Annotated in this window: 21 protein-coding genes; 15 read left to right on the top strand and 6 right to left on the bottom strand. The window is 70.4% G+C overall.

From position 1 onward, the window contains the following. Positions 1-170 precede the first annotated feature (170 nt). A complete protein-coding gene (locus tag QRX50_RS48790) occupies positions 171-1583 on the bottom strand; it encodes a family 2B encapsulin nanocompartment shell protein (RefSeq protein ID WP_285969830.1) in 1413 nt (470 codons plus the stop codon). Between the two features lie 517 nt (positions 1584-2100). Here QRX50_RS48790 and QRX50_RS48785 point away from each other — a divergent pair. From QRX50_RS48785 to QRX50_RS48770, 4 genes are all read left to right on the top strand, one after another. Continuing rightward, positions 2101-2862 carry a bestrophin-like domain gene (locus QRX50_RS48785; protein ID WP_285969829.1) on the top strand — a complete coding sequence of 254 codons (762 nt, stop codon included), beginning with the start codon at positions 2101-2103 and terminating at the stop codon, positions 2860-2862. 5 nt (positions 2863-2867) lie between these two features. Continuing rightward, positions 2868-4091, top strand: a complete 1224-nt coding sequence (locus tag QRX50_RS48780) for a DUF6923 family protein (RefSeq protein WP_285969828.1) — start codon at positions 2868-2870, stop codon at positions 4089-4091. Between the two features lie 91 nt (positions 4092-4182). Then, entirely contained in the window at positions 4183-5013 is an 831-nt protein-coding gene (locus QRX50_RS48775; protein ID WP_285969827.1) for an Ig-like domain-containing protein, read from the top strand. Then, positions 4914-5798, top strand: a complete 885-nt coding sequence (locus QRX50_RS48770; protein ID WP_285969826.1) for an esterase-like activity of phytase family protein — start codon at positions 4914-4916, stop codon at positions 5796-5798. Before QRX50_RS48775 ends, QRX50_RS48770 begins: the two co-directional genes overlap by 100 nt. A 76-nt stretch (positions 5799-5874) precedes the next feature. Here QRX50_RS48770 and QRX50_RS48765 read toward each other — a convergent pair whose 3' ends face one another. Beyond that, the gene (locus QRX50_RS48765) at positions 5875-6903 is read right to left on the bottom strand and encodes an autoinducer 2 ABC transporter substrate-binding protein (protein ID WP_285969825.1); all 1029 of its coding nucleotides are present in this window, start codon (positions 6901-6903) and stop codon (positions 5875-5877) included. Positions 6904-7076: 173 nt separating this feature from the next. On the opposite strand from QRX50_RS48765, the gene QRX50_RS48760 reads away from it, so the two are divergent. The 4 genes from QRX50_RS48760 to QRX50_RS48745 all read left to right on the top strand — a co-directional run bounded on the left by QRX50_RS48760 (position 7077) and on the right by QRX50_RS48745 (position 10074). Further along, positions 7077-7526, top strand: a complete 450-nt coding sequence (locus QRX50_RS48760) for a hypothetical protein (RefSeq protein WP_285969824.1) — start codon at positions 7077-7079, stop codon at positions 7524-7526. A gap of 59 nt (positions 7527-7585) precedes the next feature. After that, on the top strand, positions 7586-8140 hold the full coding sequence (locus tag QRX50_RS48755; RefSeq protein WP_285969823.1) for a DUF305 domain-containing protein: 555 nt from the start codon (positions 7586-7588) through the stop codon (positions 8138-8140). A 40-nt stretch (positions 8141-8180) separates the two neighbouring features. Beyond that, positions 8181-8639: a DUF4396 domain-containing protein gene (locus QRX50_RS48750; protein WP_285969822.1), complete on the top strand. Its 459-nt coding sequence runs from the start codon at positions 8181-8183 to the stop codon at positions 8637-8639. 199 nt (positions 8640-8838) lie between these two features. Beyond that, positions 8839-10074: a glycoside hydrolase family 88 protein gene (locus QRX50_RS48745; RefSeq protein ID WP_285969821.1), complete on the top strand. Its 1236-nt coding sequence runs from the start codon at positions 8839-8841 to the stop codon at positions 10072-10074. Positions 10075-10150: 76 nt separating this feature from the next. On the opposite strand, the gene QRX50_RS48740 is transcribed toward QRX50_RS48745, so the two are convergent. The 3 genes from QRX50_RS48740 to QRX50_RS48730 form a co-directional block, all read right to left on the bottom strand. Further along, the gene (locus QRX50_RS48740; RefSeq protein WP_285969820.1) at positions 10151-11554 is read right to left on the bottom strand and encodes an FAD-binding oxidoreductase; all 1404 of its coding nucleotides are present in this window, start codon (positions 11552-11554) and stop codon (positions 10151-10153) included. A gap of 54 nt (positions 11555-11608) precedes the next feature. Next, the gene (locus QRX50_RS48735; protein ID WP_285969819.1) at positions 11609-12805 is read right to left on the bottom strand and encodes a DUF8814 domain-containing protein; all 1197 of its coding nucleotides are present in this window, start codon (positions 12803-12805) and stop codon (positions 11609-11611) included. A gap of 91 nt (positions 12806-12896) precedes the next feature. Next, a complete protein-coding gene (locus QRX50_RS48730) occupies positions 12897-15899 on the bottom strand; it encodes an AfsR/SARP family transcriptional regulator (protein ID WP_285969818.1) in 3003 nt (1000 codons plus the stop codon). Between the two features lie 102 nt (positions 15900-16001). On the opposite strand from QRX50_RS48730, the gene QRX50_RS48725 reads away from it, so the two are divergent. The 3 genes from QRX50_RS48725 (at position 16002) to QRX50_RS48715 (ending at position 20533) form a co-directional block, all read left to right on the top strand. Beyond that, positions 16002-16691 (top strand): hypothetical protein, encoded by a 690-nt coding sequence (locus QRX50_RS48725; RefSeq protein WP_285969817.1) that lies wholly within the window; start codon positions 16002-16004, stop codon positions 16689-16691. A 31-nt stretch (positions 16692-16722) separates the two neighbouring features. Next, a complete protein-coding gene (locus tag QRX50_RS48720; protein WP_285969816.1) occupies positions 16723-18276 on the top strand; it encodes an alkaline phosphatase D family protein in 1554 nt (517 codons plus the stop codon). A gap of 277 nt (positions 18277-18553) precedes the next feature. Continuing rightward, entirely contained in the window at positions 18554-20533 is a 1980-nt protein-coding gene (locus tag QRX50_RS48715) for a S53 family peptidase (RefSeq protein ID WP_285969815.1), read from the top strand. 120 nt (positions 20534-20653) lie between these two features. Here QRX50_RS48715 and QRX50_RS48710 read toward each other — a convergent pair whose 3' ends face one another. Continuing rightward, positions 20654-21877, bottom strand: a complete 1224-nt coding sequence (locus QRX50_RS48710) for an MFS transporter (protein WP_285969814.1) — start codon at positions 21875-21877, stop codon at positions 20654-20656. 310 nt (positions 21878-22187) lie between these two features. On the opposite strand from QRX50_RS48710, the gene QRX50_RS48705 reads away from it, so the two are divergent. The 4 genes from QRX50_RS48705 (at position 22188) to QRX50_RS48690 (ending at position 26469) form a co-directional block, all read left to right on the top strand. After that, positions 22188-23561 (top strand): purine-cytosine permease family protein, encoded by a 1374-nt coding sequence (locus QRX50_RS48705; protein WP_285969813.1) that lies wholly within the window; start codon positions 22188-22190, stop codon positions 23559-23561. Positions 23562-23604: 43 nt separating this feature from the next. Next, positions 23605-24285, top strand: coding sequence for an SDR family NAD(P)-dependent oxidoreductase (locus QRX50_RS48700; RefSeq protein ID WP_285969812.1), 681 nt, complete (start codon positions 23605-23607; stop codon positions 24283-24285). Continuing rightward, positions 24282-25295, top strand: coding sequence for an S-adenosylmethionine:tRNA ribosyltransferase-isomerase (locus tag QRX50_RS48695; RefSeq protein WP_285969811.1), 1014 nt, complete (start codon positions 24282-24284; stop codon positions 25293-25295). Before QRX50_RS48700 ends, QRX50_RS48695 begins: the two co-directional genes overlap by 4 nt. A 115-nt stretch (positions 25296-25410) precedes the next feature. Further along, the gene (locus tag QRX50_RS48690; protein WP_285974760.1) at positions 25411-26469 is read left to right on the top strand and encodes an ABC transporter substrate-binding protein; all 1059 of its coding nucleotides are present in this window, start codon (positions 25411-25413) and stop codon (positions 26467-26469) included. Positions 26470-26483: the final 14 nt, after the last annotated feature.

The raw sequence follows: 26483 nt of genomic DNA, 5'->3' as shown, positions 1-26483 counted from the left end.
TTTGGTGGGCTCAGCTTCTGCAGGCCGCTGGGACGCGGGCCTGGGCACGATCCGCAGCGCGCTCGTGCCCAGGCCCGTCGGCCCGAGCGCCGACGGGGGCAGCGGCGCCGACCCGGGCCGCACGGGGGCGGCCTCGGGCGGGCGCGGCGGGGTGGCGGGCGCGGCCATGCTCAGTCACCGCGCCCGATCTCGGCGTTCTCCAGCACGGCCAGCGCGTCCGGCACCAGCACGGCGGCGGAGTAGTAGGCGCTGACCAGGTACGACATGATCGCCTGCTCACTGATGCCCATGAACCGCACGTTCAGGCCCGGCTGGTACTCGTCGGGCAGCCCGGTCTGGTGCAAACCGACGACACCCTGCGACTGCTCGCCGGTGCGCAGGAGCAGCACGGAGCTGGTGCGCGTCTCGGTGACCGGGATCTTGTTGCACGGCAACACGGGCACGCCGCGCCACGCCGGCACCTGGTGCCCGCCGAGGTCCACCGCGTCGGGGTACACGCCGCGGCGGCTGCACTCGCGGCCGAACGCCGCGATCGTCTTCGGGTGCGCCAGGAAGACCGCGGGGTCCTTCCACACCAGGGAAAGGAGGTCGTCGAAGTCGTCCGGGGTCGGCGGGCCGGTGCGGGTGGACACGCGCTGGGAGTAGTCCGCGTTGTGCAGCAGGCCGAAGTCGCGGTTGTTGACCAGCTCGTTCTCTTGCCGTTCGCGCAGCGCCTCGACGGTGAGCCGCAGCTGCTGCTCGATCTGGTTCATCGGCTGGTTGTAGAGGTCGGCGACGCGGCTGTGCACGCGCAGCACGGTCTGCGCCACGCTCAGCTCGTACTCGCGCGGCGAGCTGTCGTAGTCCACGAACGTGCCGGGCAGCTGCGGTTCACCGTCGTGACCGGACGCGACGTCGATCACGGCCTCGCCGTGGTCGTTGGCCGGGCCGGCCGAGCAGGCGGCGACGGCGTCGAGGTGCTCGCGCAGCGCGTCGGACCGGTCGAGCACGCCCTGGAACTCGCTGCGGGACAGGGAAAGCACGGTGCACGCGGTCACGGCCTTGGCCGTGTACTCCCAGATCCCGTCGGCGTTGGTGAGCACGGTGTCGCCGAAGTAGTCGCCGTCGGCCAGCGTGCCGAGCACGGTCTGGTCGCCGTACGCGCCGGTGCCGACCTTGCTGATCTTGCCGTGTGCCACCAGGAAGATCTGGTCGGCCTGGTGGCCGAACTCCACCAGCGCGTCGCCGGGGGAGAACTCGTGCTGCACGAACCGGCCGGCCAGTTCGGTGAGCACTTCTTCGTCGTCGAAACCGCGCAGCGCCGGCAGTTCGCCCAGCTCCGGCGGGATCACCCGGACCTCGGCGCCGGTGTTGGTGAACGTGAGGCGGCCGTCGCCCACCGCGTAGCTCAGCCGGCGGTTGACGCGGTACGCGCCGCCCGAGACCTCGACCCACGGCAGCACCTTGAGCAGCCACCGGGTGGTGATGCCCTGCATCTGAGGAACGGACTTGGTCGTCGTGGCGAGCGTGCGGGCCGCGGCCCGGCCCAGGCTCAGTTGCGGTTGTTCCTGATTCGCGGAGTCCACGGGGTCCGTGACGGTCACAGCGAAAACCACCTATCGTCGGATTTCGGGCGTGTGAGAAAGTTTCCAGCACAAATTTGAGTTCGTTATCCTGCTGCAATTCATTCGGGTCGGCGCCGCGGAATCAACATAGCAAGCCGACCTCGCCCGACAATCCCACGATCGGGTAACCGGGTCGGTTCACCTGTTTGCCAGAACGGGTAATCGGACATTCCAGTTGCTGTTGTCGGAGCGCCAGTTTTAGACGATCTTGGTCGACGCCGCGTTCGTCACCCTCGGTCGACCGGACTCACCCGGACGGGAAGTTCGGCTGAAGATCGCCGGTGTACCCCAGGTGAACGAGCATATCCAGAGCAGGTGTTCCAACATTCAACTGCTCCGTTCCAGTGATCATCGGGCGCCTTGCAGGGCCACTCGAATGAACCGATCTGCCGCTTCTTGTCGCCCGGTAATCGGATGACTAACTTGAGCGGGCCGACTTCCGGGAATTCGCCGAACAATGGCGGATCCAGTGGTCTGCGCGTGTGAAAGGGTTCGGATGAACGTCTACCTGACCGGGATCTTCTGGGTGGTCGGAGCGGCTGTTGTCGGCGGCGGTATCGGCTATCTGGTGAGGCGGTTCGGCTGGGATGAAGGTCGTCGTGACAACAACGATGCGGCCGGTCAGGTGTTCACCATTGTCGGCGGTCTCCACGCGGTGCTCGTGGCGTTCGTGCTGATCTCGCTCTTCGACGCCGTGGGGACCGCGCGCGACGGCTCCTACACCGAAGCCGACAGCCTCGTGTCCATGACCTGGGCCGCCGAAGCGCTGCCGGGCGACACCGGCCAACGCGTGCAGCAGCTGGCCACCGCGTACGCCACTACCGTGCAGCACCAGGAATGGCCGCGCCTGGCCGACGGCGGCACGATCCCCGACACCGGCTGGACGCAGCTCGATCAGCTGCGCCGCACCATCGCAGGCGCGCAGGCGAGCAGCGACTGGGAGAACGACCGCAAGACCGAGGCCGCCAACGACCTGTGGCAGGTCTACCAGGCCAGACAGGCGCGCCTCACCGACGCCGCCACGAGCGGTGTCGGGTCGGTGGTGTGGTTCGCGTTGATCCTCGGCAGCCTGATTTCCGTGTTGCTGCCCAACCTCTTCGGCGGCACGCGCATGGCGGCGCACCTGGTGATCGTGTCGACGCTGGCCGGCACGATCGCACTGCTGCTCTACGCGATCTTCCAGCTGCAGAACCCGTTCGCCGGCGGTGCGAGCATCCAACCCGACGCGTTCAGCTCGGCACTGGCGCGACTGGGCTGACCGCGGTGCGCATTCCCCGTTTCCTCCCGGTGGCGGCCGCCGCGGCCGCCGTGTCGGCGCTGCTCGTGGCGTCGGGATGGCTCGCACCACCCGGCCGGACGCGCCCGGCCGCGCCGGCGACGTGCCTGGTTCTCCAGGTGGAGAGCCAGAACTCGCACTCGTCGTCGTTCGTCCGGCTCACGGTGCCGACCGGGCAGCGGCAGTCGCTCGGTAATCCCGGGTACACGATCAACGCGATGGCCTACTCCGCCGCGCAAGGTGTGGTCTACGGCGTGGCCGACGGCCCGGCCTCGGGCCACTTCCACGACGGCGCCCACGCGGTGCGGATCGACGCCTCGGGCCACGTGACCGACCTCGGCGGCGTGTTCCGCGCCGGCGCGCGCCACGGCATCTGGAGCTGGGCGACCGGCTCCACGGGCGGCGCGATGGCCGGCAACTCGTGGTACCTGCTGCACGCCAACAGTCTGTACACAGTGGACGTCGACCCGGCCAGTCCCCACTACCTCGACCTGGTCGCGCACCAGCAGCTGCGGCCCATCGTCCTGTCCGCCGGCGTCGACGACTTCGCCTACAACCCGGCGGACGGCTTGCTCTACGGCGTCTCGGTCACGGCCGCGGGCCACGGCTCGGTGGTCACGATCAACCCGCGCGACGGCCGCGTCGCCACCGTGCCGGGCCTCAAGTTCCCGCTCGCCAGGGCGTACGGCTCGGTCGTGTTCGGACCGGACGGTGCGCTCTACGCGACGGCGAACCGCATCGGCCACCGCAGCGTGACCTACCGCCTGCCACGCGACGGCTCCGGTGGGGCACAGGAGATCAGCACCGGACCCGAGCTCTACACCTCCGACGCGGCCGGGTGCCTCGCCGGGGCGAGCGCGCCTCCGCCGCCGCCCCCACCCCCGCCGCCCCCGCCGCCATCTCCGCCACCGAGTCCCACACCGTCGCAGAAGCCGAGGAACCCTTCGCGGACGGGGGAAACCCCGCCACCACCGGCGCTCGCGGAACAGCCGACAGCGGTGAACCAGCCGCGGGACGAGACCTCGCCCGATCCGATCGTCGCCTCGGCTTCGGTCGCGCCGCCGACGAAGTTCCGTCCCGTCGCGACCCCGCAACCGTCGGTGGCCGACGCCGGTCACCGAGAAGAGAAACAACGCAGGTGGAGCGTCGCCGTACTTGTTCTCGTGATCGGTGGTGGAGCGGCGGCAGCGCATGTGAGACGAGGCCGTTAACGCGGACGTCGCCTGGAAGACGGCGGTTGTCCAACTCCGTTAACCAGACTCCTCCTCCGGCGTCGTGTGGCGCCGGAGGAGGAGAAAACGGATGAAGCGCGTGAGAATCGGGGTCGCCGCGGGGATCCTCGCCCTGCCGCTGCTGGCCACCGGCACGGCGTCGGCGCACGGGGGCGGCGGGCACGCCGCGTTCGCCGCCCGCGACGACCACTACGGGACGCGAGCCGGCCGGTCGCTGCAGGTCCACGGCGACGGCGTGCTCGGCAACGACAGCCACGGTGGCGCGAGTGGCGCCATCGTGCGCCACACCGCGCCGGCGCACGGATCACTGACCGTCGACCCCAGCGGGTCGTTCAGCTACACGCCCGCACCGGGCTTCCACGGGCGCGACACCTTCACGTACTCCGTGTCGGACGCGGTGCAGCTCTACCCGACCTCCCTGCCGCCGCTGGCGACCATCGGCGGCGTGAAGCTCACCGGCGGTGCCTACGGTTCCGCGCTCACGCCGGTGCCCGGCTCGCGTGACGAGTTCTACGGCCTCACCGACCGCGGCCCGAACGTCGACGCGCCGGACGGGTCCAAGGTGGAGCCGCTGCCCGCGTTCGACCCGGCCATCGGCAAGTTCCGCCTCAAGGACGGCAAGGCCGTGCTCGAGAAGCGGATCCCGTTGCGCGCCAAGGACGGCTCGCCGTACAACGGGCAGGTCAGCACGGCCGCCGACACCGGCGAGACGATCGTGGGCCTCGACGGGAAGCCGTTGCCGGCCACTCCCAACGGCTACGACTCCGAGGGTCTCGTCGCCGAAGCGACGGCACGTTCTGGGTGTCCGACGAGTACGGTCCCTTCATCACGCACTTCCGCGCCGATGGCCGCGCGGTCGAGCGGCTCTCGCCGTTCGACGGCTCGCTGCCGAAGGAGCTGAAGTACCGCGTGCCCAACAAGGGCATGGAAGGCCTCGCGCTCACGCCGGACGGCAAGACGCTCGTGGGCATCATGCAGTCGGCGCTGCAGCAGCCGGACCTCACGAAGAAGCCCGGCAACGTGACCACGCTGCGGATCGTCACGGTCGACCTGCGCACGTGCGCGACGCACGAGTACCTGTACCTGCTGCAGGACCCGGACGACACGGGCACGGCCGTCAGCGAGATCACCGCGCTCTCGTCGACGAAGTTCCTCGTGGACGAACGCGACGGCAACTTCGAGCCCGGTGCGTTCAAGAAGATCTACGAGATCGACCTGCGCGACGCGACCGACGTCGGGCCGAAGGCGAAGGTGGCCGGTGCCGTCTACGACTCCGCCAAGGGCGGGCTGCTCGTGGGCGACGCGCAGTCGAGCCTCGACGCCTACGTCGGCAAGGACACCACGGAGGAGGCCACCGCGGACCTCGCCGGGGTGGGCATCAAGCCGGTGGCGAAGAAGCTCTACGTCGACCTCGGCGCGCTGGTGACCGGGTTCGACCCGACCGGCGGGTTCTTCGGCCACGACAAGGTGGAGGGCGTCGCGACCACCGACGGCGGCCGCACCCTCGTGGTCAGCAACGACAACGACTTCGGCATCGACGGCCTCTCGAACACCGCGCCGCCGTACGCGCTCCACGCCAAGACGTTGCCCAACGGTCAGCAGGACGACGGGGAGTACCTGAAAATCGACACGACGAAGCTGCCCGCCCGCGTCACCACGGCGACGGTCACGATCGACGTGCGCTGAGTTTCGCCTTCACCGCAAGCACTGTTTGTCGCAAGCACTGCCCGGCCGGGGCTCCGTTTGACCGGGGTCCCGGCCGTCAGTATTTGAACTGGTCCACGTTGTCCTGGGTGATCAGCAGCGGGTCGCCGAGCAGCATGCTCTTCGAGGGCCGGTCGTACTTCACCGCGGGCAGCTCGAGGCTCACGTTGTTGCTGGGGCCGAAGGGCCGGCCGAGCACGAGCTGCTGCGCGGCCCACGCCGTGAGATAGCCCAGTGATTCGACGTTCCACAGCACCGACATCGAGCAGGAACCGTCGAGCAGGTACGGCTTCATCGTCTGCGGGGTGCCGGTGCCGACGGTGTAGACGCGGCCGATCTTCTGCTGGTCCCGCACCGCTTGGGCGACACCGGGAGCCGACGTGGTGCACTCGCCGATCAGGCCCGCCAGATCGGGATGGCGGTCGAGGACCTGCTTCGCGAGCTCGGTCGCGGTGGTCGTGTCCTCGCCGGCGTAGACGGTCTCCACGAGCTGCGCCTTCGGGTAGCGCTCGGCCGCGTAGGTCTGCTCGACGGAGATCCACGCGTTGAGGTTCGCGGCGCTTCGCCCGCACGAGACGATGGCGAACTTGCCGCTGCCGCCCGTTTTTGCCATGAGCGCGTCGACGAGCGCGGTGCCGACGCCCTCGGGGGAGGCCTGGTTCACGAACACCTCGCGCTGCGATTCCGGCGCGTCGGTGTCGGTGGTGAGCACGTGGACGCCCTTGGCGCGAGCGTCGGCGATCGCGGGCGCGAGGGCCGCGGGGTCGTTGGGCGCCACGGCGATCACGTCGGCGGCCTGCTGGGCCACGAGGTCACGCACGATGGCGGTCTGGGCCGCCGGGTCGACCGTCGCGGGGCCGCGCGTGGTCCACCGCACGCCGAGCCGTTCGGCGGCTTCCAGGCCGCCCGCGTTCATGGCGTCGAAGTACGCGATGCCCGCGACCTTCGGCACGAAGGCGATCCGGACCGGGGCTTCATCGCCGCCGGCCGTCGGCGTCCGTAGTGCGGAGGAACAGCTGCCGAGCCCCACCACCGCGCTGAGCAGCAGCGCGACGCCCAGGAAGAGCGTCTTGGACGGCCCTCGCATCCCCACCATTCCTTCGGTTCACGGTCTGCGTACCGCCGGCGACCTGGAGTGAACGTAAGGGAGCTTGCTCACAGGGGTCAACCGGTCGTGCGCAAAGGGTTACGGAAGTGAGTTCAGCGGTGATCTTGGGAGCACCGGATACCCGTTTGGGGTATGTGGTTATTCTGAGGACGATGACTCGACCGCCCCGCGGGCTCCCGCTTCCGGCCCCGGCGCGCTGGCTGTTGTTTGGCGCGCTGGTCCTCGGCGTGCTCGCGATGCACCACGCCCCGGCGCCGCACGGTGGCGGGACGGGTGCGATGCCGGCGGTGTCCGCCACGCACTCGCCGAGGGACGCGCCGGCAGTGGTTCCAGTGGCGGTGGCTCCGTTGCCGGTGGCTTCGACGTCGGGGAATCCCGTTGCCGCGCCACCTGCGAGCGACGGCGGCCACGCGATGCTGCACCTGTGCCTCGCGGTGCTGCTGGCCGCGGCGGGGCTGTTGCTCGCACTGGCGTGGCTGCGCCGGCGTCGGGAAAGCGCGGTGCCGGGTTCGGTCGAACGCGGGCCCAGCGGGTTTGCCCGGGCGCCGCCGCCACGGACGGGCCGAGAACTCCTCACCACCTCCTGCGTACTGCGGATCTGATCGGGCACGAGCTCCATCGTGTCCGAACTCCGTCGTACCCAGTGAGGAAAGAAAACGTCATGAATCGCAAGTTCCTGGCGGGCATCGCGGCGCCCGCGATCGCCGCCGTGCTCGTCGGCTGCTCGTCGCCGAGCGCGGCCCCGCCCGCCGCTGATCACAACGCCGCGGACGTCACGTTCGCGCAGGACATGGTCCCGCACCACCGTCAGGCCGTGGAGATGTCCGGGCCCGTGCCGCAGCACACCGGCGACCAGCGCGTGATCACGTTGGCGAAGCAGATCCAGCAGGCCCAGCAGCCCGAGATCGACCAGCTCACGGCGTGGCTGAAGGCCTGGGGCGCGCCGGCGCCTTCGACCGGCATGGGTGGCATGACCGGCATGGAACACGGCCAGATGCCCGGTTTGGTCGACACCGCCGGCCTCGACGAGCTGCACGACGCCGCCTACGACCGCAAGTGGCTCGAGCTGATGATCCAGCACCACTCCGGCGCCGTCGCGATGGCGCGCACCGAGCTGGCCCAGGGGAGCAGTGTGGACGCGAAGGCCATGGCCCAGCGGATCGTCGACACCCAGGAGGCCGAGATCACCACGATGAAGTCGCTCCTCGGCGGCTGACCATGGATTCGAGATACCCTAAGGGGGTATAGTGAACGACATGACTGACCACCAGCACGGCGCGTCCTGGTCCACCGCGATCCAGGCGACGCTGCACTGCCTCACCGGCTGTGCCATCGGTGAGGTGCTCGGCGTGGTTCTCGGCACCGCGTTCGGGCTGCACAACGCGGCCACCGTGGTGCTGGCGATCGTGCTCGCGTTCGTCTTCGGCTACGGCCTGACGATGCGCGGAGTCCTGAAGTCGGGCCTGACCTTTTCGGCGGCGTTCAAGGTCGCGCTGGCCGCCGACACCGTGTCGATCGCGGTGATGGAGATCGTCGACAACCTCGTGATCGTCGTGGTCCCGGGAGCGATGGACGCGGGCCTGGCGACGGCGCTGTTCTGGCTGTCGCTGTTGTTCTCGCTCATCGTCGCCTTCGTGATCACGGTGCCGGTGAACAAGTGGATGATCGGCCGCGGCAAGGGGCACGCCGTGGTTCACGCGCACCACCACCACTGAGTGGCCCGGACCGGAGTGAGCACGTGGTTCACTCCGGTCCGGAGTGTGGAATAGCGAGTTCACATCCATGAACAATTCACAACCGTGAAAGCACGCTTTGGTGGGTGTACAAGCACCTGACCTTCGTGTAAAACTCGGGCGGCCTTCTCGTGAGGCATTTCCCACTGGTGTTTCCACGACTGTGAAATGGCGGGCAATCGTGAGCGTTTCCCGGCGTACCCTGCTGACCACCGCGGCCGGTGCCGCCGTGGCGGTGACCGCGACCAGCACCGTCGCGGCAACGGCTGCCGAGCAAGGGGTGTCCGACATCGCGAGCCAGGAGAAGGTGTTCCGCTCAGCGGCAGACTACGCGGTGAAGAAGCTGCGTGCGGTCGCGCCGGGCGTCACCTCGTTTCCCACCGGGACCAAGTTCGAGAAATGGGCCTTTTCGCAGAATGGTGACTGGGTCGGTGGATTCTGGCCCGGCACGCTCTGGATGGCATACCTGCACACCGGTGACGAACAATTCCGCACGCTCGCACTCGCGTCGGCCGACAAACTCGCGCCGCGCCAGAACGACACCAGCACGCACGACCTCGGATTCCTGTTCTACCCGTCGTGGGTCACCGCGTGGCGCATCACCGGCGACGACAAGTGGCGCGCCGGCGCGATCCAGGCGGCCTCGTCGCTGATCACGCGCTACAACGCCAAGGGCCACTTCATCCGGGCCTGGGGTTCGCTGACCGACCCGAAGGACGCGGGCCGGATCATCATGGACACGATCATGAACCTCGACCTGCTCGACTTCGCGACCAAGCAGACAGGCGACAGCCAGTACCTCGACATCGCCACCGAGCACGCGAAGACGGCGCAACGCGTCTTCCTGCGCCCGGACGGCTCCACGCCCCACGTGTTCGACTTCGACCCGGCCACCGGCGCCGAGATCGGGCCGAACACCGTGCAGGGCTACAGCCCGGCTTCGTGCTGGTCGCGTGGGCAGTCTTGGGGCATCTACGGCTTCACCACGATGTACCGTCGCACCGGCGACCGCTCGTTCCTCACCACGGCGCGCCGCCTCGCGGACTTCGCGCTGAAGGTCCTGACCCCGGACAACGTGCCGGTGTGGGACTACACCGCCCCGCAGGCGCCGAACGACATCAAGGACGCCTCCGCCGGGGTCGTGATGGCGTGCGGTCTCATCGACCTCGCCTCGGCCGCGGGCCGGCCCGAGTACCGCGCGACCGGCCTGCGCTTGCTGGAGGCGACTTCCCGCACGTGCCTCACCACGAAGTCGACCCGCGCCGATGCCGTGGTGGCCCGCTGCACCCGCAACCGCCCGGCCGAGGACGGGATCGAGATCTCGTTGCCGTACGCGGACTACTACCTGCTCGAAGGCATCCTGCGCGTGCTGAAGCCCCGCGAGCTCGACAAGGCGATCGACCTGTCCGGGTACTGAGTTCCCGGCCGGGGCCGGTGCCGGCCGCCGTGTCCCCGGGCGGCCGGCACCTTGGCCGGGCCCGACGACGTGTGTCTCAGACGGCCACGGCGGGCCGGATGTTGGCGCCCAGGTGGAAGACGTTGCCGGGGTCGTACTTCGCCTTGATCAGCGCCAGCCGGTCGTACTTCTCGGCGCCGTAGGCCGCTCGCACACGGTTCTCGTCGTACTCGGTCATGAAGTTCACGTAGCCGCTGGCGCTCGACGCGAACGGTGTGAGCGCCGTCCAGAACGCGCGCACCCACTCGCGGTCCGCCTCGAATTCCTGCGGATCGGCCGTGGTCGCCGCGAGATTCACGGCGACCTTCGGCGTGCGCGTGCCGCCGAACGCCGTCGCGTCCTCGGGCACGCCGCAATAGGCCTCGCGCATCAGGAACATCGGCGTGATCGACAGCGGCGACGACTTGCGTGGCAGGTACTCGGCGATCACGTCGAGCACTTCGTCGCTCAGTTCTTCGACGTACAGCCCCTTTTCGTACGCCAGCAGCCCGCGCGGAGCCGCTTCGTCGAGCATCTGCTGCAGCCCGACGTACGGGATCGGCGTGACCAGCTCGAACGCTGCCGGCAGCCCGCGCCGGACCTGCGCGACCACCTCGGCGTGCTGCTCCGACCCCTCGAACCCGGCGATGAGGAGCGCGTAGCCGGGCGCGAAGTGGGCTTCGGGCGGCACGAAGTCCGCCGGCGGCGCGTTGAGGCCGACCAGCATCGCGCCCATCGTCGGCGGCAGTGTCGTGAGGATGTCGCGGATGAAGCGCAGCGCCTCGGGACCCTGCGCGAGCGGCCAGAAGAACAGGCCCAGCTCGACCATCGGGCCGACCGGGTGCGCGCGGAACTCGAACTGTGTCACCACGCCGAAATTGCCGCCCCCGCCGCGCAGGGCCCAGAACAGGTCGGCGTTCTCGTCCGCCGATACGTGCTGCGGCGTGCCGTCGGCTGTGACGACCTCGGCCGAGATCAGGTTGTCGACGCTGAGGCCGTGGCGCGCGGTCAGCCAGCCGACGCCGCCGCCGAGCGTCAGGCCGCCGACGCCGGTGTCGCTGATCGTGCCGCCCGGGACCGCCAGGCCCTCCTGCTGGCCCGCCGCGTCGAGCTCGGCCCACGTGGTGCCGCCACCGCAGCGGAGGGTGCGCGTGTGCGGGTCCACGGTGATCGAGCGCAACGCGCTCAGGTCGATCACCACGCCGTCGTCGCACATCGAGAACCCGCCGTAGCTGTGCCCGCCGCCGCGCACGCTCACCGGCAGCCCGTGCTCGCGGGCGAACGCCAATGCCGTCGCGACGTCGGCGGTGCCGGCGACCTGCGCGATCACGGCCGGGTGCCGGTCGATCTGGCCGTTCCAGACCTTGCGCGCTTCGTCGTAGCGGTCGTCGGCCGGGGTGAAGACGGTCCCCGCGAACCCCCGCCGCAACGGAGTCACGTCCTTGGTGTGGAGTGTGGTCATGCTGCCCCCTCAGGCTTGGCGAATTGTCCAGTATTGGTCGCCTGTCGTCGCAGCTCAAGGGCAGTTCGGCGCGATGGGACCGTCGGCGCCGGTCTTCACGTACGTGTCCGAGACGTAGAGATCCGGGCCCACGCGGTCCCAGATCACGCTGGTGCCGAGGGCGCCGCTCACGAACTCACCGGCCACCGAGCATTCGATCGGCACGCGCGCATACGGCGCGGCGACGCCCTTTATCGCCGCCGACGTGCTGGGGCTTTCGCGCAGGTTCAGCGGCGCGCCGGCCGTGGTGATCACGCCGGCGGGGCCGCCCGTGCCGGTCCAGAGGTAGGTCACGTCCACCCACGAGCTGCCCGTGAGGCCGAGGCCGTCCCAGAAGACGCCGTCGGCGAGATCGATGCCGGCCGGGTTTTTCACCGCGCGCCCGCGGGAGTCCTTGCCACCGTTGAAGCCGTCCTGGAACGCGGCCTGCGCTTCGGGCGTGCCCTGCGGCAGCGTGGGGAAGGTGGCGCGCTGGTCCGACGGGTTCCAGTAGTCGTCGTGGGTGTTCCAGGGGCCGACCTCCCACACGGGCGCGAACTCGCAGCGGGTGGCGTCGGTGCGGCAGACCTTCGCCGTGTACGAGCCGGTTCCCTTGGGGGAAACCGATTTCGTGGAAGGGAACGACACGAAGTGGTCGCTCTTGGCGATCACGTGGCCGTTGGACGTCTTGCCGCCGACGAGGTCTTCGCGCGTCGCGTAGATCCGGTAGGTGAGCGGCTCGCTGACCACCGCGGCGCGTGCGGTGCCGCCCGACGCGGTGAGCGCCACCGAGCGCACGGCCGGTCGCGCGCCGTCGACCGTGCCGGACAGGGAGATCCGGGCCTGGACCACCTGGACGGCGAACGGGAACTCCCGGCCCGCCGGGGTCCACTCCGTCCAGTCGCCGGCGGTGTCGCGGCCACGGACGTCGACCTCCACCGCGGTGCCGGCCGGGACGTCGTCCACCACCCGCGCGGTCACCCGGCCCACCGAGGACCCCAGGCGCCGGGTGGCCGTGATGAGAACCCCGGAACTCCGGGCGGTGACCGGGTTCCACGCGGTGTCGGCCAGCGTCAGGAAACCCGAAACCGAGGACACGTTCATGTCATCACCGTCCACCGTGGACAGATCCACCCGCCACGACCCGGCCGCGGCGGCCGGCGTCACGGGAACCACCGCGAGCACCGCCGCCAGCACCCCGAGCACCCGCCGAACCAGACCTCTTCGGACCATTCCCGCTCCTCCACGACAAAGGGGTCCTGTCGAGACACAATCCTCGTCTCGACAGGACCCCTTGCCGCGCAAGCAAGCCCGCGCGTCCGGGTCAGGCGGACACGATCCGCGGCCCCTCACCCGGAGCCGGCTCCAGCCGCGTTTCCAGCGCCGACTGCTGCGGCCGCGCCGAAAGCTCCCGCCAGATCGCCAGCGCCCGCTCGGAGTACGTGCGCGAGCGTTCCGGCTGGCTGAGCGCCGAATGCAGCTCCCCGAGCAACTGCGACACCTCGGCCTCCGACCGCCGGTCGCCGTTGCGGCGGTGCACGCTCAGCGAGTTGACCAGCAACAGCTGCGCGTGGGCGAAATCGCCGCTGTGCAGGCACAGCTCACCGAGGTTCTGGTTGGCGTACCCCACGCAGTGATCGTCACCCAGGTCGGTGAACACGGCGATCGCGCGCGTCACGAACTCGCGCGCGGGCCCGAGGTTGCCCTCGTGCTGGTGCAGCAGCCCGAGCCGTTGCAAGGCGTGGGCCTCGCGGTGCCGGTCGCCGATCGCGGCGGCCAGCTCGAGCGCGTCGGTGAACCACCGCTTGGCCGGCGCGTAGCACTTCTGCGCCATCCACACCGCGCCCACGGCGATGCGGATCACCGCCTCGCCGTGCCGGTCGGCGGCTTCGGCGAACAGCTTCGACGCTTCGTGGCAGCGTTCCAGCGCGAGGTCGTTGTCGCCCTGGATGCGCACGATCGTGCCGAGCCCGGCGAGCGCGACGCCGGTGCCCTGCGCGTCGCCGACCCGTTCGTACAGCTCCCGCGCCGCGTCGAACGCCACGAATGCTTCGGCGTAGCTGTCCTGGTACAGGTGGATCTGCCCCAGGTTGCGCTGCACGATCGCCTCGCCGCGCACGGCTCCCGCGCGCCGGGCCGCCGTCAGCGCCACCTCGTGGGTGGCGTGCCAGTCGTCCTGGTGCCCGCGCAGGTCGAAGTACGGCGTGAACGCGGCCGTGAGCTGCCACGCCAGGTCGTCGAACCCGAGCTGCGCGGCCAGCGTCACCGCGGCGACGCCGGAGTGGCGCTCCGCGGCGAACCACGCGGCCGGGTCGGCCAGGAGCTGCTCCGTCCCGTCCGGCAGCTTCGGGTACGGCACGGCGTGGTCGCGGTACTGGCCGAAGAAGTGGATCGGCATCCGCTCCGCCGCCGCGACGGCCAGCGCGAGGTAACCCTCGAGCACCCGTCGCGCTGCGCGGCGCGTCTTCTCCAGCGCGTCCCGCTCGGCCAGCTCCGCCGCGTAGACGCGGAGCAGGTCGTGGAGCCGGTACCGCGGCTGGCCCGTGGCGTCGGACGCGACGAGCTCCACCAGGTGGGCGTCGACGAGCACGTCGAGCACGTCGTCGGCCGACGACCGGCCCAGCGCGGCCGCGACCACCCAAGCGGGGAACTGGATCGGTCCCAGCGCACCCAGCCGGCGGAACGCCGCTGCCGCCGACATCGGCAGGAGGTCGTAGCTCAGCGTCACGCTGGCACGCACGGCGAGGTCGCCGACGCGCAGCTCGTCGAGCCGGCGCCGCTCGTCGTGCAGACGGTCGGCGAGGATCCGCAGCGACCAGCTGGGCCGGTTGGTGAGCTTCGCCCCGGCCACGCGGATCGCGAGTGGCAGGTACCCGCACTGGCGCAGGATCGCGGCGGCGTTGTCGGGCTCCGCCGCCACGCGCTCGGCGCCGACGATGCCCTCCAGCAGTCGCGCGGCCTCCGGCTCGGGCAGGAGCCCGACGTCGACCGCCACCGCGCCGTCGAGGTCGGGCAGCCGCACGCGGCTCGTCACGAGGACCGCGCACGCGCCCGTGCCCGGCAGCAGCGGACGCACCTGCGCGGCGCTGCCCGCGTCGTCAAGGACCACGCACATGCGTTTGCCGGCCAGGCGCGAGCGCAGCAGCGCCGAGCGTTCCGGCAGATCACGCGGCAGGCCCGCGTCGGGAATGCCGAGCGCGCGCAACAGCTCCGCGAGCACACCCATCGGCGCCCGCGGCGACGACGACGTGCCCGCGAGGTCCACGTGGAGCTGCCCGTCTCCGAACGCGTCGCGCACCGCGTGGGCCACCCGGACCGCGATCGCGGACTTGCCGACGCCGGGCGCGCCCGAGAGCACCACCACCGTCGGCCGGCGCGTCTCGCCGTGTTCGCGCAGGCGCCTGACCAGCTGGTCGACCACGTCCTCGCGGCCCGTGAAGTCCGGCAGGTCGAGCGGGAGCTGGCAGATCGGCAGCTCCGGTTGCGCTCGCGGCCGCAGCGCCGCGAGCTCGGCCGGCAGCTCGGGCACCGCGGCGGGCGGCACGAGCGTGGCCCGCAGCTCCCGCAGCCGGGGCCCGGGTTTCGCCCCGAGCTCCTCTTCCAGCGTGTGCTCGGCCAGCTCGTAGGCCGCCACGGCCTCGGCGATCCGGCCGCCGTCGCGCAGCGCCGTCACGAGCTGCTGCCACAGCTCCTCCCGCAACGGGTGTTCGGTCACGAGGCCGCGCAACTCGGCGATGGCCTCACCGTGGCGCCCCAGCGCGAGGCGGGCCTGCAGCCGCTGCTCCTGCACGGACAGGCGCAGCTCGGCCAGCCGCGCGATCGCCGCGCCCCACCCGTGGTCGTGCGGCAGACCCTCGAGTACTTCGCCGCGCCAAAGCGCGTCGGCTTTGTCGAGCAACGCGAGCGCCGCTTCCGCGTCACCGCGTTCGAACGCTTTCCGCGCTTCGGCAGCGTGGTTGGCGAACAACACATGATCGAGCTCTTCGTCTGCGGCCGAGAGCAGATATCCCGACGCGCGGCTGCTGATGCGGTCACCCAGCTCGGGTGCCGTTTCCGCGAGCCGCCTACGGAGGGAGTGGACGTAGGTGCGGATGTTGGCTGCCGCGGAGCGAGGTGCGGTACCCGGCCAGAGGATTTCGACCAGCACTTCGGTGGACACCACGACATTCGGCTGCAAAGCCAGCGCGGCCAGCAGCAACCTCGGCTTCGGCCCGCCCAGTGGGACGGTCCGGCCTTCAGCAATGACCTCCAACGGTCCGAGAATTCGGAACGCCAGTGAAGTCAACAATTTACCCGCCTGAGCGGCAAGGTCCCCATGATCGGGCATGCTAGGAGCGTCTGCGCGGGTTAGCTAGATCCATTCGGAGGCTCGCGTCCCCTATATTGCGAATTGTACGGGTCGTGTACAAGGCTTCGACACGCTACGGCCATGAAGCGTTCGAAGCTCCGGCGCCTGGCCGGATTCGGGATTGTCCTGGCGGCGATCGGCGGATTCACGCTGTCGGCGGCGGTACCCGCGTCGGCGGTGTCGGCGGTGTCGGCAGTGTCGGCAGTGTCGGCGACGGTGCCCGGCAAGGTCCAGACCGCGGGTGATCCGCTCAACGTCCGCCGCGCGGCCAACGCCGCCGCCACCGCCGTCAAGACGGTGGCCAACGGCGCGACCGTCAACATCGAGTGCCAGACCACCGGTAGTTCCGTCGCCGGCCCGCTCGGCACCACCACGATCTGGGACTACGTGCCCGCGCTCGGCGGCTACGTGTCCGACGGCTACGTGCAGACCGGCTCCGACGGCCGCGTCGCACCCGACTGCGGCACCGGTACCGGCAGCGCCCAGTGCGCCGCGTCCTGCGCCGCCGAGGGCGTGTTCCGCTCGTCCGACGCGCACTTCGTCGCTTACGACACCGACGCCGACGGCAGTTCCGGCGTCGTGCAGTACTGGCTCGCCGACGGCTCCGGCCCGTACTACGTCTGGGCTTCCGGCGGAAACGGCACGTCGGTGGACAAGGCCGCGCCCGTCGCGAAGGGCAAGTGGGTCTTCTACAAGGTCTGCACAGGCCACAACACCTCGCCACCGACGTTCGCCGGTTGCAGCGCCGGCCTCACCGACTTCGCGGCCTGAAAACCCCTACTCCCCGAAAGGAACCCCTGACATGGGCCAGGTGAACCGGCGCTCGGTGCTGCTGGGCGGACTCGCCGCCGTGACCGCGGCCGCGGCGACGACCGCGCTGCCTTCGTGGGCCAACGCGCGCACCGCCGTCGCCGCCCCGGCGATCCACGACCCGTTCCAGCTCGGCATCGCCTCGGGCGACCCGTTGCCCGACAGCGTGGTGCTGTGGACGCGGCTCGCGCCCGCGCCGCTCAACGCCGACGGGTTCGGCGGCATGCCGGACGCGACGTACGCGGTGGACTGGGAGATCGCGAACGACGAGGCGTTCTCCTCGATCGTGCAAAGCGGTTCGGTGAACGCGGTGCGCGCGTCGGCGCACAGCGTGCACATCGAGCCGACGGGCCTCGAGCCGGCGCGCGAGTACTTCTACCGCTTCAAGTCCGCCGGGTACATCTCGCCGGTCGGGCGTACCCGAACGGCGCCTGCCGCGGGTGCGGCCGTGAACCAGCTGAAGTACTGCTTCACCTCCTGCCAGCACTGGGAGGAAGGCTGGTACCACTCGTACAAGGGCGTGGTGCGCGACGATCCGGACCTCGTGCTGTTCCTCGGCGACTACATCTACGAAAAGCCGTCCGGGCGCAAGAAGGCCGAGCTCAACCCGCGGCGGCTCGCGGTGCCGTCGGACACCACGACTTTGGCTCTGTACCGGGCCCGGCACGGTCAGCACAAGACCGATGTGGACCTCCAGGCCGCGCACGCGCTGGCGCCGTGGCTGGTCGTGTTCGACGACCACGAGGTGATGAACAACTGGAACTCCACCACGAGCCCGGCTTCGGCCGCCCGCAAGGGTTACGGGTTCCAGGCGTTCTACGAGCACATGCCGATCCGGTCCACGGCCAAGCCCAACGGGGCGTCGATCCAGCTGTACCGCCAGTTCCTGTGGGGCAATCTCGCGCGCTTCCACATGATGGACACGCGCCAGTTCCGCAGCGCGCAGGTCTCCGGTACGGCGTGCGGCCCGTACCGCGACACCTCGCACACGATCACCGGCACGGCACAGGAACAGTGGCTGCTCAAGGCGTTCGAGACGCACCCGGCGACGTGGGACTTCCTGGGCCAGCAGGTGTTCTTCGCCCAGCGCGACGGTGACGGCAAGTCGACGACGTGCGAGAACCCCGACTCGTGGGACGGCTACCAGGCTTCGCGCGATCGCATCACGCAAGGCTGGATCGACCGCGGGGTACCCAACCCGGTGGTGCTCACCGGCGACGTCCACCGGCACTGGGCGGCCGACCTGCGCAAGGACTACTTCGACCACACCGACCCGATCGTCGGCTCGGAGCTGGTGACCACCTCGGTCACGTCCAACAGCGACGACGCCGCGCCGCCGTCGGCCGCGTGGCTCGCGAACAACCCGCACATCAAGTACTGCAAGGGAGAACGCGGCTACGTGCGCGTGACCGCGACGCCGGCGCAGATGCTGGCCGACTTCGTGGTGGTGTCGGACACGAGCGTGAACGACCCGGCGAAGCTGGTGATCAAAACGGACAAGAGCTTCGTGGTCGGTGCCGGTTCGAAGGGACTGCAGGCCGGGTGAGCAACCGACGGAAGTAGGTGGTGCTTCCCCAGCCGGCGTGCTCCGCGATACCGCGATGCGGAACTTTCGAATCGGACTTCTGTTCCATTAGGCGACATTCCACTCGGGACAGTGCGGACGAACCGGACTTCCTCCTTGTGTATCAACGAAGATCGAGTGCGGCTTCGAGATAACGGTTCCGCACCGGCGGGCCGGACGCTTCCCCGGCGGCCGGTGCGGACCTAGTCTCGGGCCGGACGCCTGCGGCCTGGGGCCGCGATTCACGAGGGAGTTGCCTGTGCGAAGAAGTCTCACCGTGTTCCTTTCGCTGGCGATGGCGGGTGGCCTCGCGGCCGCCACGCCGGGGCTGGCGTCTGCGGCATCGGCCCCGGGCCGGGCCGACATCCCCGCGTCGCACCCGCTCTGGGCGAACCCCGGGGCCAAGGTCGCGAACACCGCGCCGGCGTCCAAGCTGGACTTCCGCGTGTACCTGAACCTGCGTGACGAGGCCGGCGCCGAAGCCGTGGCGGCGGGCGTGTCCGACCCGCACTCCAAGAGCTACCGGCAGTACCTGTCGCCGCAGCAGGTGCGTGACCGCTTCACCGCATCGGACCAGACCGTGTCCGCGGTGAAGAACTGGCTGTCCGGTGCCGGGTTCCAGATCGGCGACGTGCCGTCGAACCGCGCGTACGTGGAGGCCGCCGGGACGGCGGACCAGGTGCAGAAGGCGTTCGACGTCACGCTCGGCAAGTACGCCGTGAAGGGCCAGACGCTGCGCGCGGCGGACAAGAACCTGTCCGTGCCGGCAACGCTTGCCACGTCCGTGCTGGGTGTCGTCGGCGTCGACCAGGCGACCAGCCTGCTCAAGCCGGACCACACTTCGGGTGCCGACACCGCTTCCGCCAAGTCCTCGGGGCCGGCCACCGCGCCTCCGGGTGCCGGTTTCCGCAACTCCGGCCCGTGCAGCGACTACTACGGCCAGAAGACCGACACGGTCGACCCGGCGTACAACGGCAAGCAGCTGCCGTACGCGCCGTGTGGCTACAAGCCGGCGCAGCTGCGTTCGGCCTACGGCCTCGACCAGGCGGCCAAGCTGGGCGCCGACGGCCACGGCACCACGATCGCGATCGTGGACGCCTTCGCGTCGCCGACCATCTACGCCGACGCGTCGACCTACGCCCAGCGCAACGACCCGGCACACCCGCTGACGAAGGCGCAGTTCAGCCAGCACGTCTTCCCGGTGAACCCGGCCGACGAGGGCCCGGACCAGTGCGACGCCTCGGGCTGGTACGGCGAGGAGACGCTCGACGTGGAAGCCGCCCACGGCCTCGCGCCGGGTGCGAACATCCTGTACGTCGGTGGTTCCGACTGCGAGGACCTCTCGCTCGACACCGCGCTGAACTACGTGATCGCCGGCCACAAGGCCGACATCGTGTCGAACTCCTACGGCGACACCGGCGAGGACCTGCCGGCCGACGAGATCAAGGCGTTCAACCAGATCGCCGTGCAGGCCGCGCTCGAGGGCATCGGCGTGTACTTCTCTTCCGGCGACAACGGTGACGAGGCCGCGCGCCTGGGCACGCCTTCACCGGACTTCGCGGCTTCGTCGCCGTGGGTCACCGCCGTCGGCGGCACCTCGCTGGCGGTCGACAAGTCCGGCAAGCGGACCTTCGAGACCGGCTGGGAAACCGGCAAGTCCACGCTCACCGCGGGCGCCTACACCCCGTCCTTCCCGGGTGCCTTCAACGGCGGCGCGGGCGGCGGCACCAGCCGCGTGTTCCCGCAGCCGGCGTACCAGAAGGGCATCGTGCCGGACGCGCTGTCCACGAAGAACCAGACGGGCAAGGCCAAGGGCCGCGTCGTCCCGGACATCTCCGCGGTGGCCGACCCCAACACCGGCATGCTCGTGGGCCAGACCCAGACGTTCCCCGACGGCGCCTACTACGACCAGTACCGCATCGGCGGCACCAGCCTGGCGTCCCCGGTCTTCGCCGGCGTCATGGCCGTGGCCGACAGCCTGGATCACTTCCACCACGGCTTCATCAACCCGGCGCTGTATCAGCTCACGTCCCGCAGCGGCACGATCTACGACGTGAAACACGTGGACGCCGCCGTGCAGCGCGTGGACTTCGCCAACAGCGTCGACGCGTCGGGCGGTCTCCTGACCTCCGCTCGCACGTTCGACTACCCCAACCTGACGATCCACACCACCAAGGGCTACGACGACGTCACCGGCCTGGGCTCGCCGAACGGCTTGCCGTTCCTGTTGCTCGTGTGATCCGCCACTGAGGGTCGGTGCAGGCCCCCTTCTTGCCACTGCGGCAGGGAGGGGGCCTGCGTCGTTCCCGGGCATCTGCTCGTCGCCGACATGTGGTGAAGCCGGAGTCCGGCCGCCTGATCAAGACCCGGCGGGGGCCTCCGCCGGCGTGTGCCGCATCTTCCGCACCGCCGGTGACAACAGCGGTACCAAGGCCGCCGTCGCGAGGAGCACGCCGCCGCCGGTGGCGACGGGGCCCGCCCCGAAGGCGGAGGCCAGGGGGCCGGCGGAGAGCTGGCCGAGGGGGATGCCGAGGTAGGAGCCGAAGTCGTCGTAGGCGGCCACGCGGGAGAGGAGGTGGTCCGGGACGTTCTCCTGCATCGTGGTGGTCCAGGCGATGTTCGCGACGCCACCGCCCAGCCCGGCGAGCAGGGCGGCGCCGGCGAGCAGCGGAAACCCCGGCTGTGTCCCGAGCACGACCAGCGGCGCCGCCGACAGCGCGGCGCACACCTGACCCAGTGTGAGGAGCCGCTTGGCGGCGATCTTGTACATCACCGCGCCGGTCACGAGCACGCCTGCCGCGCGCACGCTGAGCACCACTCCCCACGGCGCTTCACCGATCGTGCCGCGCGCGATGGTCGGGCCGAGCACCTGCCACACGCCCGTCTGCGCGATGTTGACCACCGTGAACGCGGCGACGATCTGCCACAGCCACGGCACGCGCCGGACGTACGACCAGCCTTCCCGCACGCCCCGCAGCATCCCGGGCGCGTTGTGCGCAACGCGCGGCGGCAGCTTCAAGGCGCTGAAGATCACGCCCGCCACCAGGAACGACGCCCCGTCGGCCGCCAGCGCCCATCCGCCGTTCGCCGCCGCCACCAGCACCCCGGACACCGCCGGGCCGGCGATCTTGCACACGTTGCGCGCGGACTCCAGCACCGAGTTCGCCTGCCGCAGCTCCGCGCGTCCGACGAGCTGCGGCACGATCCCGCGCAACGCCGGCGTGGTGAAGGCCGTGAGCACCCCGTTGAGGAACTCGGTGCCCACGAGGACCGGTAACGAGTAGTTGCCCGTGAGCAGCACCCCCGCCGCCCCCAGCTGCGTGATCCCGCTCCCGAAGTGCGCGACCCGCACCACCGTAGCCCGCGGAAACCGGTCCGCCACGGACCCGCCCACCAGCACCAGCCCGATCAGCGGCACCATGTGCGCGGCCATCACCACGCCCAGGCCACCCGCGCCGCCCGTGCTGTCCAGCACCGCGAACGCCAGCGCCACCGGCGCCATCGCACTGCCCATCAACGACACCGCCCGGGCGGTGAAGAACGCGGCGAACCGCCGCTCACGCAGCGGCGCGGGAACCCCCATCCGGCGATCTTCCCAGGGGAGCGGCGGGTGGTGAAGGGATTTACGCCTGTTGGTCCACAAAGGACTGGATTCGTCAGGGCTCCGGGGGAGACCTCCGCTGGGTGGTGGCGTCGGCGCGGTCGAACTGTTCGAGCGGATCGCGGTTTCCGGGACGGTGGTCGAGGTCACCGACAACCTGGGCAACTCGATTACTTGCGATCTCGAAGACCCGAACTTCTCCTAGCCGAGGAGACCTTCGTCGCGGAAGCTTCCCCCGGCCCCCGTCAGCGGCAATCATGGCACCCGGCAAAACGGGAGAAAGGCCGAGCACATGAGCGGGATCGACGCGGACGTCTTCGGAGGACGCATGCCGTCCGGCGCGGGCGACTTCGCCATCGAGACGCACGGCATCACGCCCGTGCCGGAGGCGAACCGGTTCGGCCGGCCGTGGCGGCTCGCGAGTGTGTGGTTCGCGCCGAACCTGACCATGACCGCCGTGTTCACGGGCACACTCGGGTCGACGCTGGGGCTGGGCTTCACGACCGGGTTCATCGTCGCGCTCGTCGGTACGATCCTCGGCTCGCTGCCGCCGGCCTACCTGTCCACGTGGGGCCCGAAGACCGGCGCGGGGCAGCTGCCGCTCGCGCGGTTGCCGTTCGGCAAGACCGTGGTGCTGCCCGGGCTCGTGCAGTGGCTCGGGAGCATTGCCTGGGACGCGCTGGTCGGATTGTTCGGCGGCGAGGCGCTGGCCGAGCTCACCGGGCTCCCGTTCTGGCTCGCCGTAGTCCTCGTGCTGGTGCTGCAATGCCTGCTCGGCGTGTTCGGCTACGCCGTGATCCACCGCGTGCAGGCCGTGATGAGCGCGGTGCTCGTGGTCGCGTTCGTGGCGCTCGCGGTCAAAGTCGTGCTGGACCACCCGATCACGTTCACGAACGAGGCGACCGGCGGTGATTTCGCGGGCGCCGTCGTGCTGTTCTCCACGATCACGCTCAGCCTCGCCATCTCGTGGGCGCCCTACGCCGCCGACTTCAGCCGCTACCTGCCCGTGGACACAAAGCCGGCTCGGGTCTTCTGGTTCACGCTGCTGGGGCTCGTCGCGTCGTACGCGCTGGGCGAGGGCATCGGCCTCGCGCTCGGCTCGGCGCTGGGCGACCAGACCGCGGCCGGCGTCTCCCAGCTGGTGGGTGGCGGAGCGGTCGGCGGACTGGCGCTGCTGGTGATCGCGCTGGCCGCGGTGTCGTCCAACGCCATGAACGACTACAGCGGCTCGCTCGCCCTCCAGACCGTGGGCGTGCGGCTGCGCCGCCCGGTGTCCGCGGTCGTGGTGACAGTGCTGGCGTTCGTGCTCATCCTCTGGATGCACAGCGGTGACCTGTCGGCGAAGTTCGAGAACGTGCTGCTGTTCGTGAGCTACTGGATCCCGCCGTTCCTGGGTGTCGTGGTGCCCGACTGGTTGCGCCGCACCAAGGGCGGCCGCAGGTTCGAAATCAGCGCTGAGCTGGGGAAACCCACCCGGTCGTGGGCCGCATTGGTGGCGTTCCTCGTGGGCTTCGCGGCGGCGGTGCCGTTCATGAACACCACCGTCTACACCGGACCCGTCGCCGCTGCCCTGCACGGCGCGGACCTGGCGTACTACGCGGGGTTCGTGGTTTCGCTGGTGGCGTACTTGCTCCTGCGCGCCGGAAAGAAGGTTGACCTCCAGTAAAGTAGAGGTCGCACGCTGGCTGGTACCTACTCCAGGAGGAACCATGCCAGTCGCCGTCATCACCGGCGCGTCAGCCGGTCTCGGGCGGGCCCTCGCCGGGGCCCTCGTCCGTCGCGAGTGGACAGTGCTGGGCACGGCGCGGGGTGAAGCGGCGTTGCGGGCCACGGCCGAAGAGCTCGGCTTCACCGCCGTGCCCGGCGACGTCACGGACCCCGCGCACCGCGCCGCCCTCGCCGAGGCCGCCGGGCCCCGGCTCGACCTGCTCGTGAACAACGCCAGCACTCTCGGTGTCAGCCCGCTGCCGCCGCTGGCCGACTACCCGCTCGAAGCGCTCGAAGCCGTCTACCGCACCAACGTATTCGCGCCCCTCGCACTCACTCGAACGCTGCTGCCCGCGCTGAAAACCGCGAACGGCATCCTCGTCGACATCAGCTCCGACGCCGCTGTCGAACCCTACGAGGGCTGGGGCGCCTACGGCTCCGCCAAAGCCGCGCTCGACCACGCCACCGCCGTGCTCGGCGTCGAGAACCCGGAGCTCGCCGTCTACGCCGTCGACCCCGGTGACCTGCGCACAGCCATGCACCAGCTCGCCTTCCCCGGCGAGGACATCTCCGACCGGCCGCTGCCCGAGACGGCCGTGCCCGCGTTCCTGCGCCTGTTCGACGAACGCCCGCCCAGCGGCCGCTACCGCGCCGCCGACCTGGCCGCGGCGGTGCGCTCGTGACCACGCGCTTCTTCTTGCCGGACGACCTGCTCGCCACCGCGCCACCCGAAGCACGCGGCCTCGCCCGCGACGAGGTCCGCCTGCTCACCGCCGGCCCGGACGGCGTCCACCACGCCACGTTCCGCGAGGTCGGCGACCACCTCCGGCCCGGTGACCTGCTCGTCGTCAACACCTCGGGGACACTCCCGGCGGCCGTCGACGCGGTGCGCGGCGACCACGTCGTCGGCGTCCACTTCTCCACGGAGATCGACGACGGCACCTGGGTCGTCGAACTCCGTGCCCCCGGCGGCCCGCTGCTCGACGGCCACGAAGGCGAGCACCTCACCCTGCCCGCCGGCGCCGCGCTCACCCTGCTCGCCCCGCACGTCGCCGGGCAGCGGCGGCTCTGGCGCGCCCGCATCGACGTCGAAGGTGGCGTCGCCCGGTACCTGGCGCTCGTGGGACGCCCCATCCGCTACGGCTACGTTCCGCGCGCCTGGCCGCTCACCGACTACCAGACCGTGTTCGCCCTCGACCCCGGCAGCGCGGAAATGCCCAGCGCCGCCCGTCCGTTCACGCCGGAACTGGTGACGCAACTGGTCTCCCGCGGCGTGCTCTTCGCGCCGATCCTCCTGCACACCGGCGTTTCGTCGCCGGAAGCGGGGGAGCCGCCGTACGCCGAGCGCTTCCACATCCCCGCCACCACGGCCTCGCTGGTCAATTGGGTGCGCACGCAGGGTGGCCGGGTCGTCGCCGTGGGGACCACCGCGGTGCGCGCGCTGGAGTCGGCCGTCACCGACGGGGCCGTCACCGCCGCGTCGGGCTGGACGTCGCTGGTGCTGGGCCCGGACCACCCGGCGCAGGTCGTCGACGGGCTCGTCACCGGCCTGCACACTCCGGAGGCCTCGCACCTGCTCCTGCTCGAGGCCGTCGTCGGCCCCGACCTGGTGCAGCGCGCCTACGACGCGGCCGTCGAACGGAGGTACCTCTGGCACGAGTTCGGCGACGTGTCGCTGCTGCTGAGCAAGTAACGGCACCCGTGTCAAGGGGATCTCAGCAGAATTCCCGCCATGCGGATGTCCATGCGCCCGGGTGAGTGACCGTGCGAACCTCGCCGGGACCCGTCGCCACTGGAAGGGCCCACCCGTGCGCAAGCTCCCGAGAACCCGCCTCTTCGCCGCCGCGCTCGTCGCGCTGACTGCGGTGGGTGCGCTCGCGGGCTGTTCGCGCGCGGATCGCCCCGAGACAGCGGCCGCAAACGTCGGCGCGGCCACGGAGGTGCGCCTCGGCTACTTCCCGAACGTCACCCACGCGCCGGCGCTGATCGGCGTCGACAAGGGTTTCTTCACCCAGCAGCTGGGCAAGACGAAGCTCACCACGCAGACGTTCAACGCCGGCCCCGACGAGGTCAACGCGCTGCTCGGCAACTCGCTCGACATGGCGTTCATCGGCTCGGGCCCGGCCATCACGGCGTTCAGCAAGTCCGAAGGCGCCATCCAGCTGGTCTCCGGCGCGGTTTCCGGTGGCGCGCAGCTCGTGGTGAAGCCGGGCATCACCAGCATCGACCAGCTCAAGGGCAAGACGATCACCACGCCGCAGCTGGGCAACACCCAGGACGTCGCGCTCAAGAAGTTCCTCGCCGGCAAGCAGCTCAGCGGCCAGGTCACCGTGACCACGATGGACAACCCGAAGACGCTCGACGCCTTCCGGAAGGGCGACGTCGACGGCGGCTGGCTGCCCGAGCCGTGGTCCTCGCGGCTGGTGCTCGACGCCGGCGCGAAGGTGCTCGTCGACGAGAAGTCGCTGTGGCCCGACGGCCGGTTCCCGACCACCGTCGTGATCGTGCGCAGCGAGTTCCTGCAGCAGCACCCCGACACCGTGCGCGCGGTGCTGAAGGGTGAGCTGGCCGCCATCGACTGGGCCAAGGCCAACCCCGCCGACGCCAAGACTGTCGTCAACGGGGCGCTCAAGAAGCTCGCCGGCAGCTCGCTGAGCCCGGCCGTGCTGGACCGCGCGTTTTCCGGCATCGAGCTGACCACGGACCCGATCCCCGAGCAGTTCCCGCAGCTGGCGCAGGACTCCGTCACCGCGGGGGTCGCGAAGTCCGCCGTGGCGCTCAAGGGGTTCGCCGACTTCGGCCCGCTCAACCAGGTTTTGCAGGAAGCGAAGCAGCCCTCCGTCGAAGCTCCCGCCCTGGCCAAGTGACTGCGTCCGAAGTA

It is taken from the genome of Amycolatopsis sp. 2-15 (assembly GCF_030285625.1).
GTDB lineage: Bacteria > Actinomycetota > Actinomycetes > Mycobacteriales > Pseudonocardiaceae > Amycolatopsis > Amycolatopsis carbonis.
Note: the sequence above shows the minus strand (reverse complement) of the source record. Positions and strands in the feature narration are given on the sequence as shown.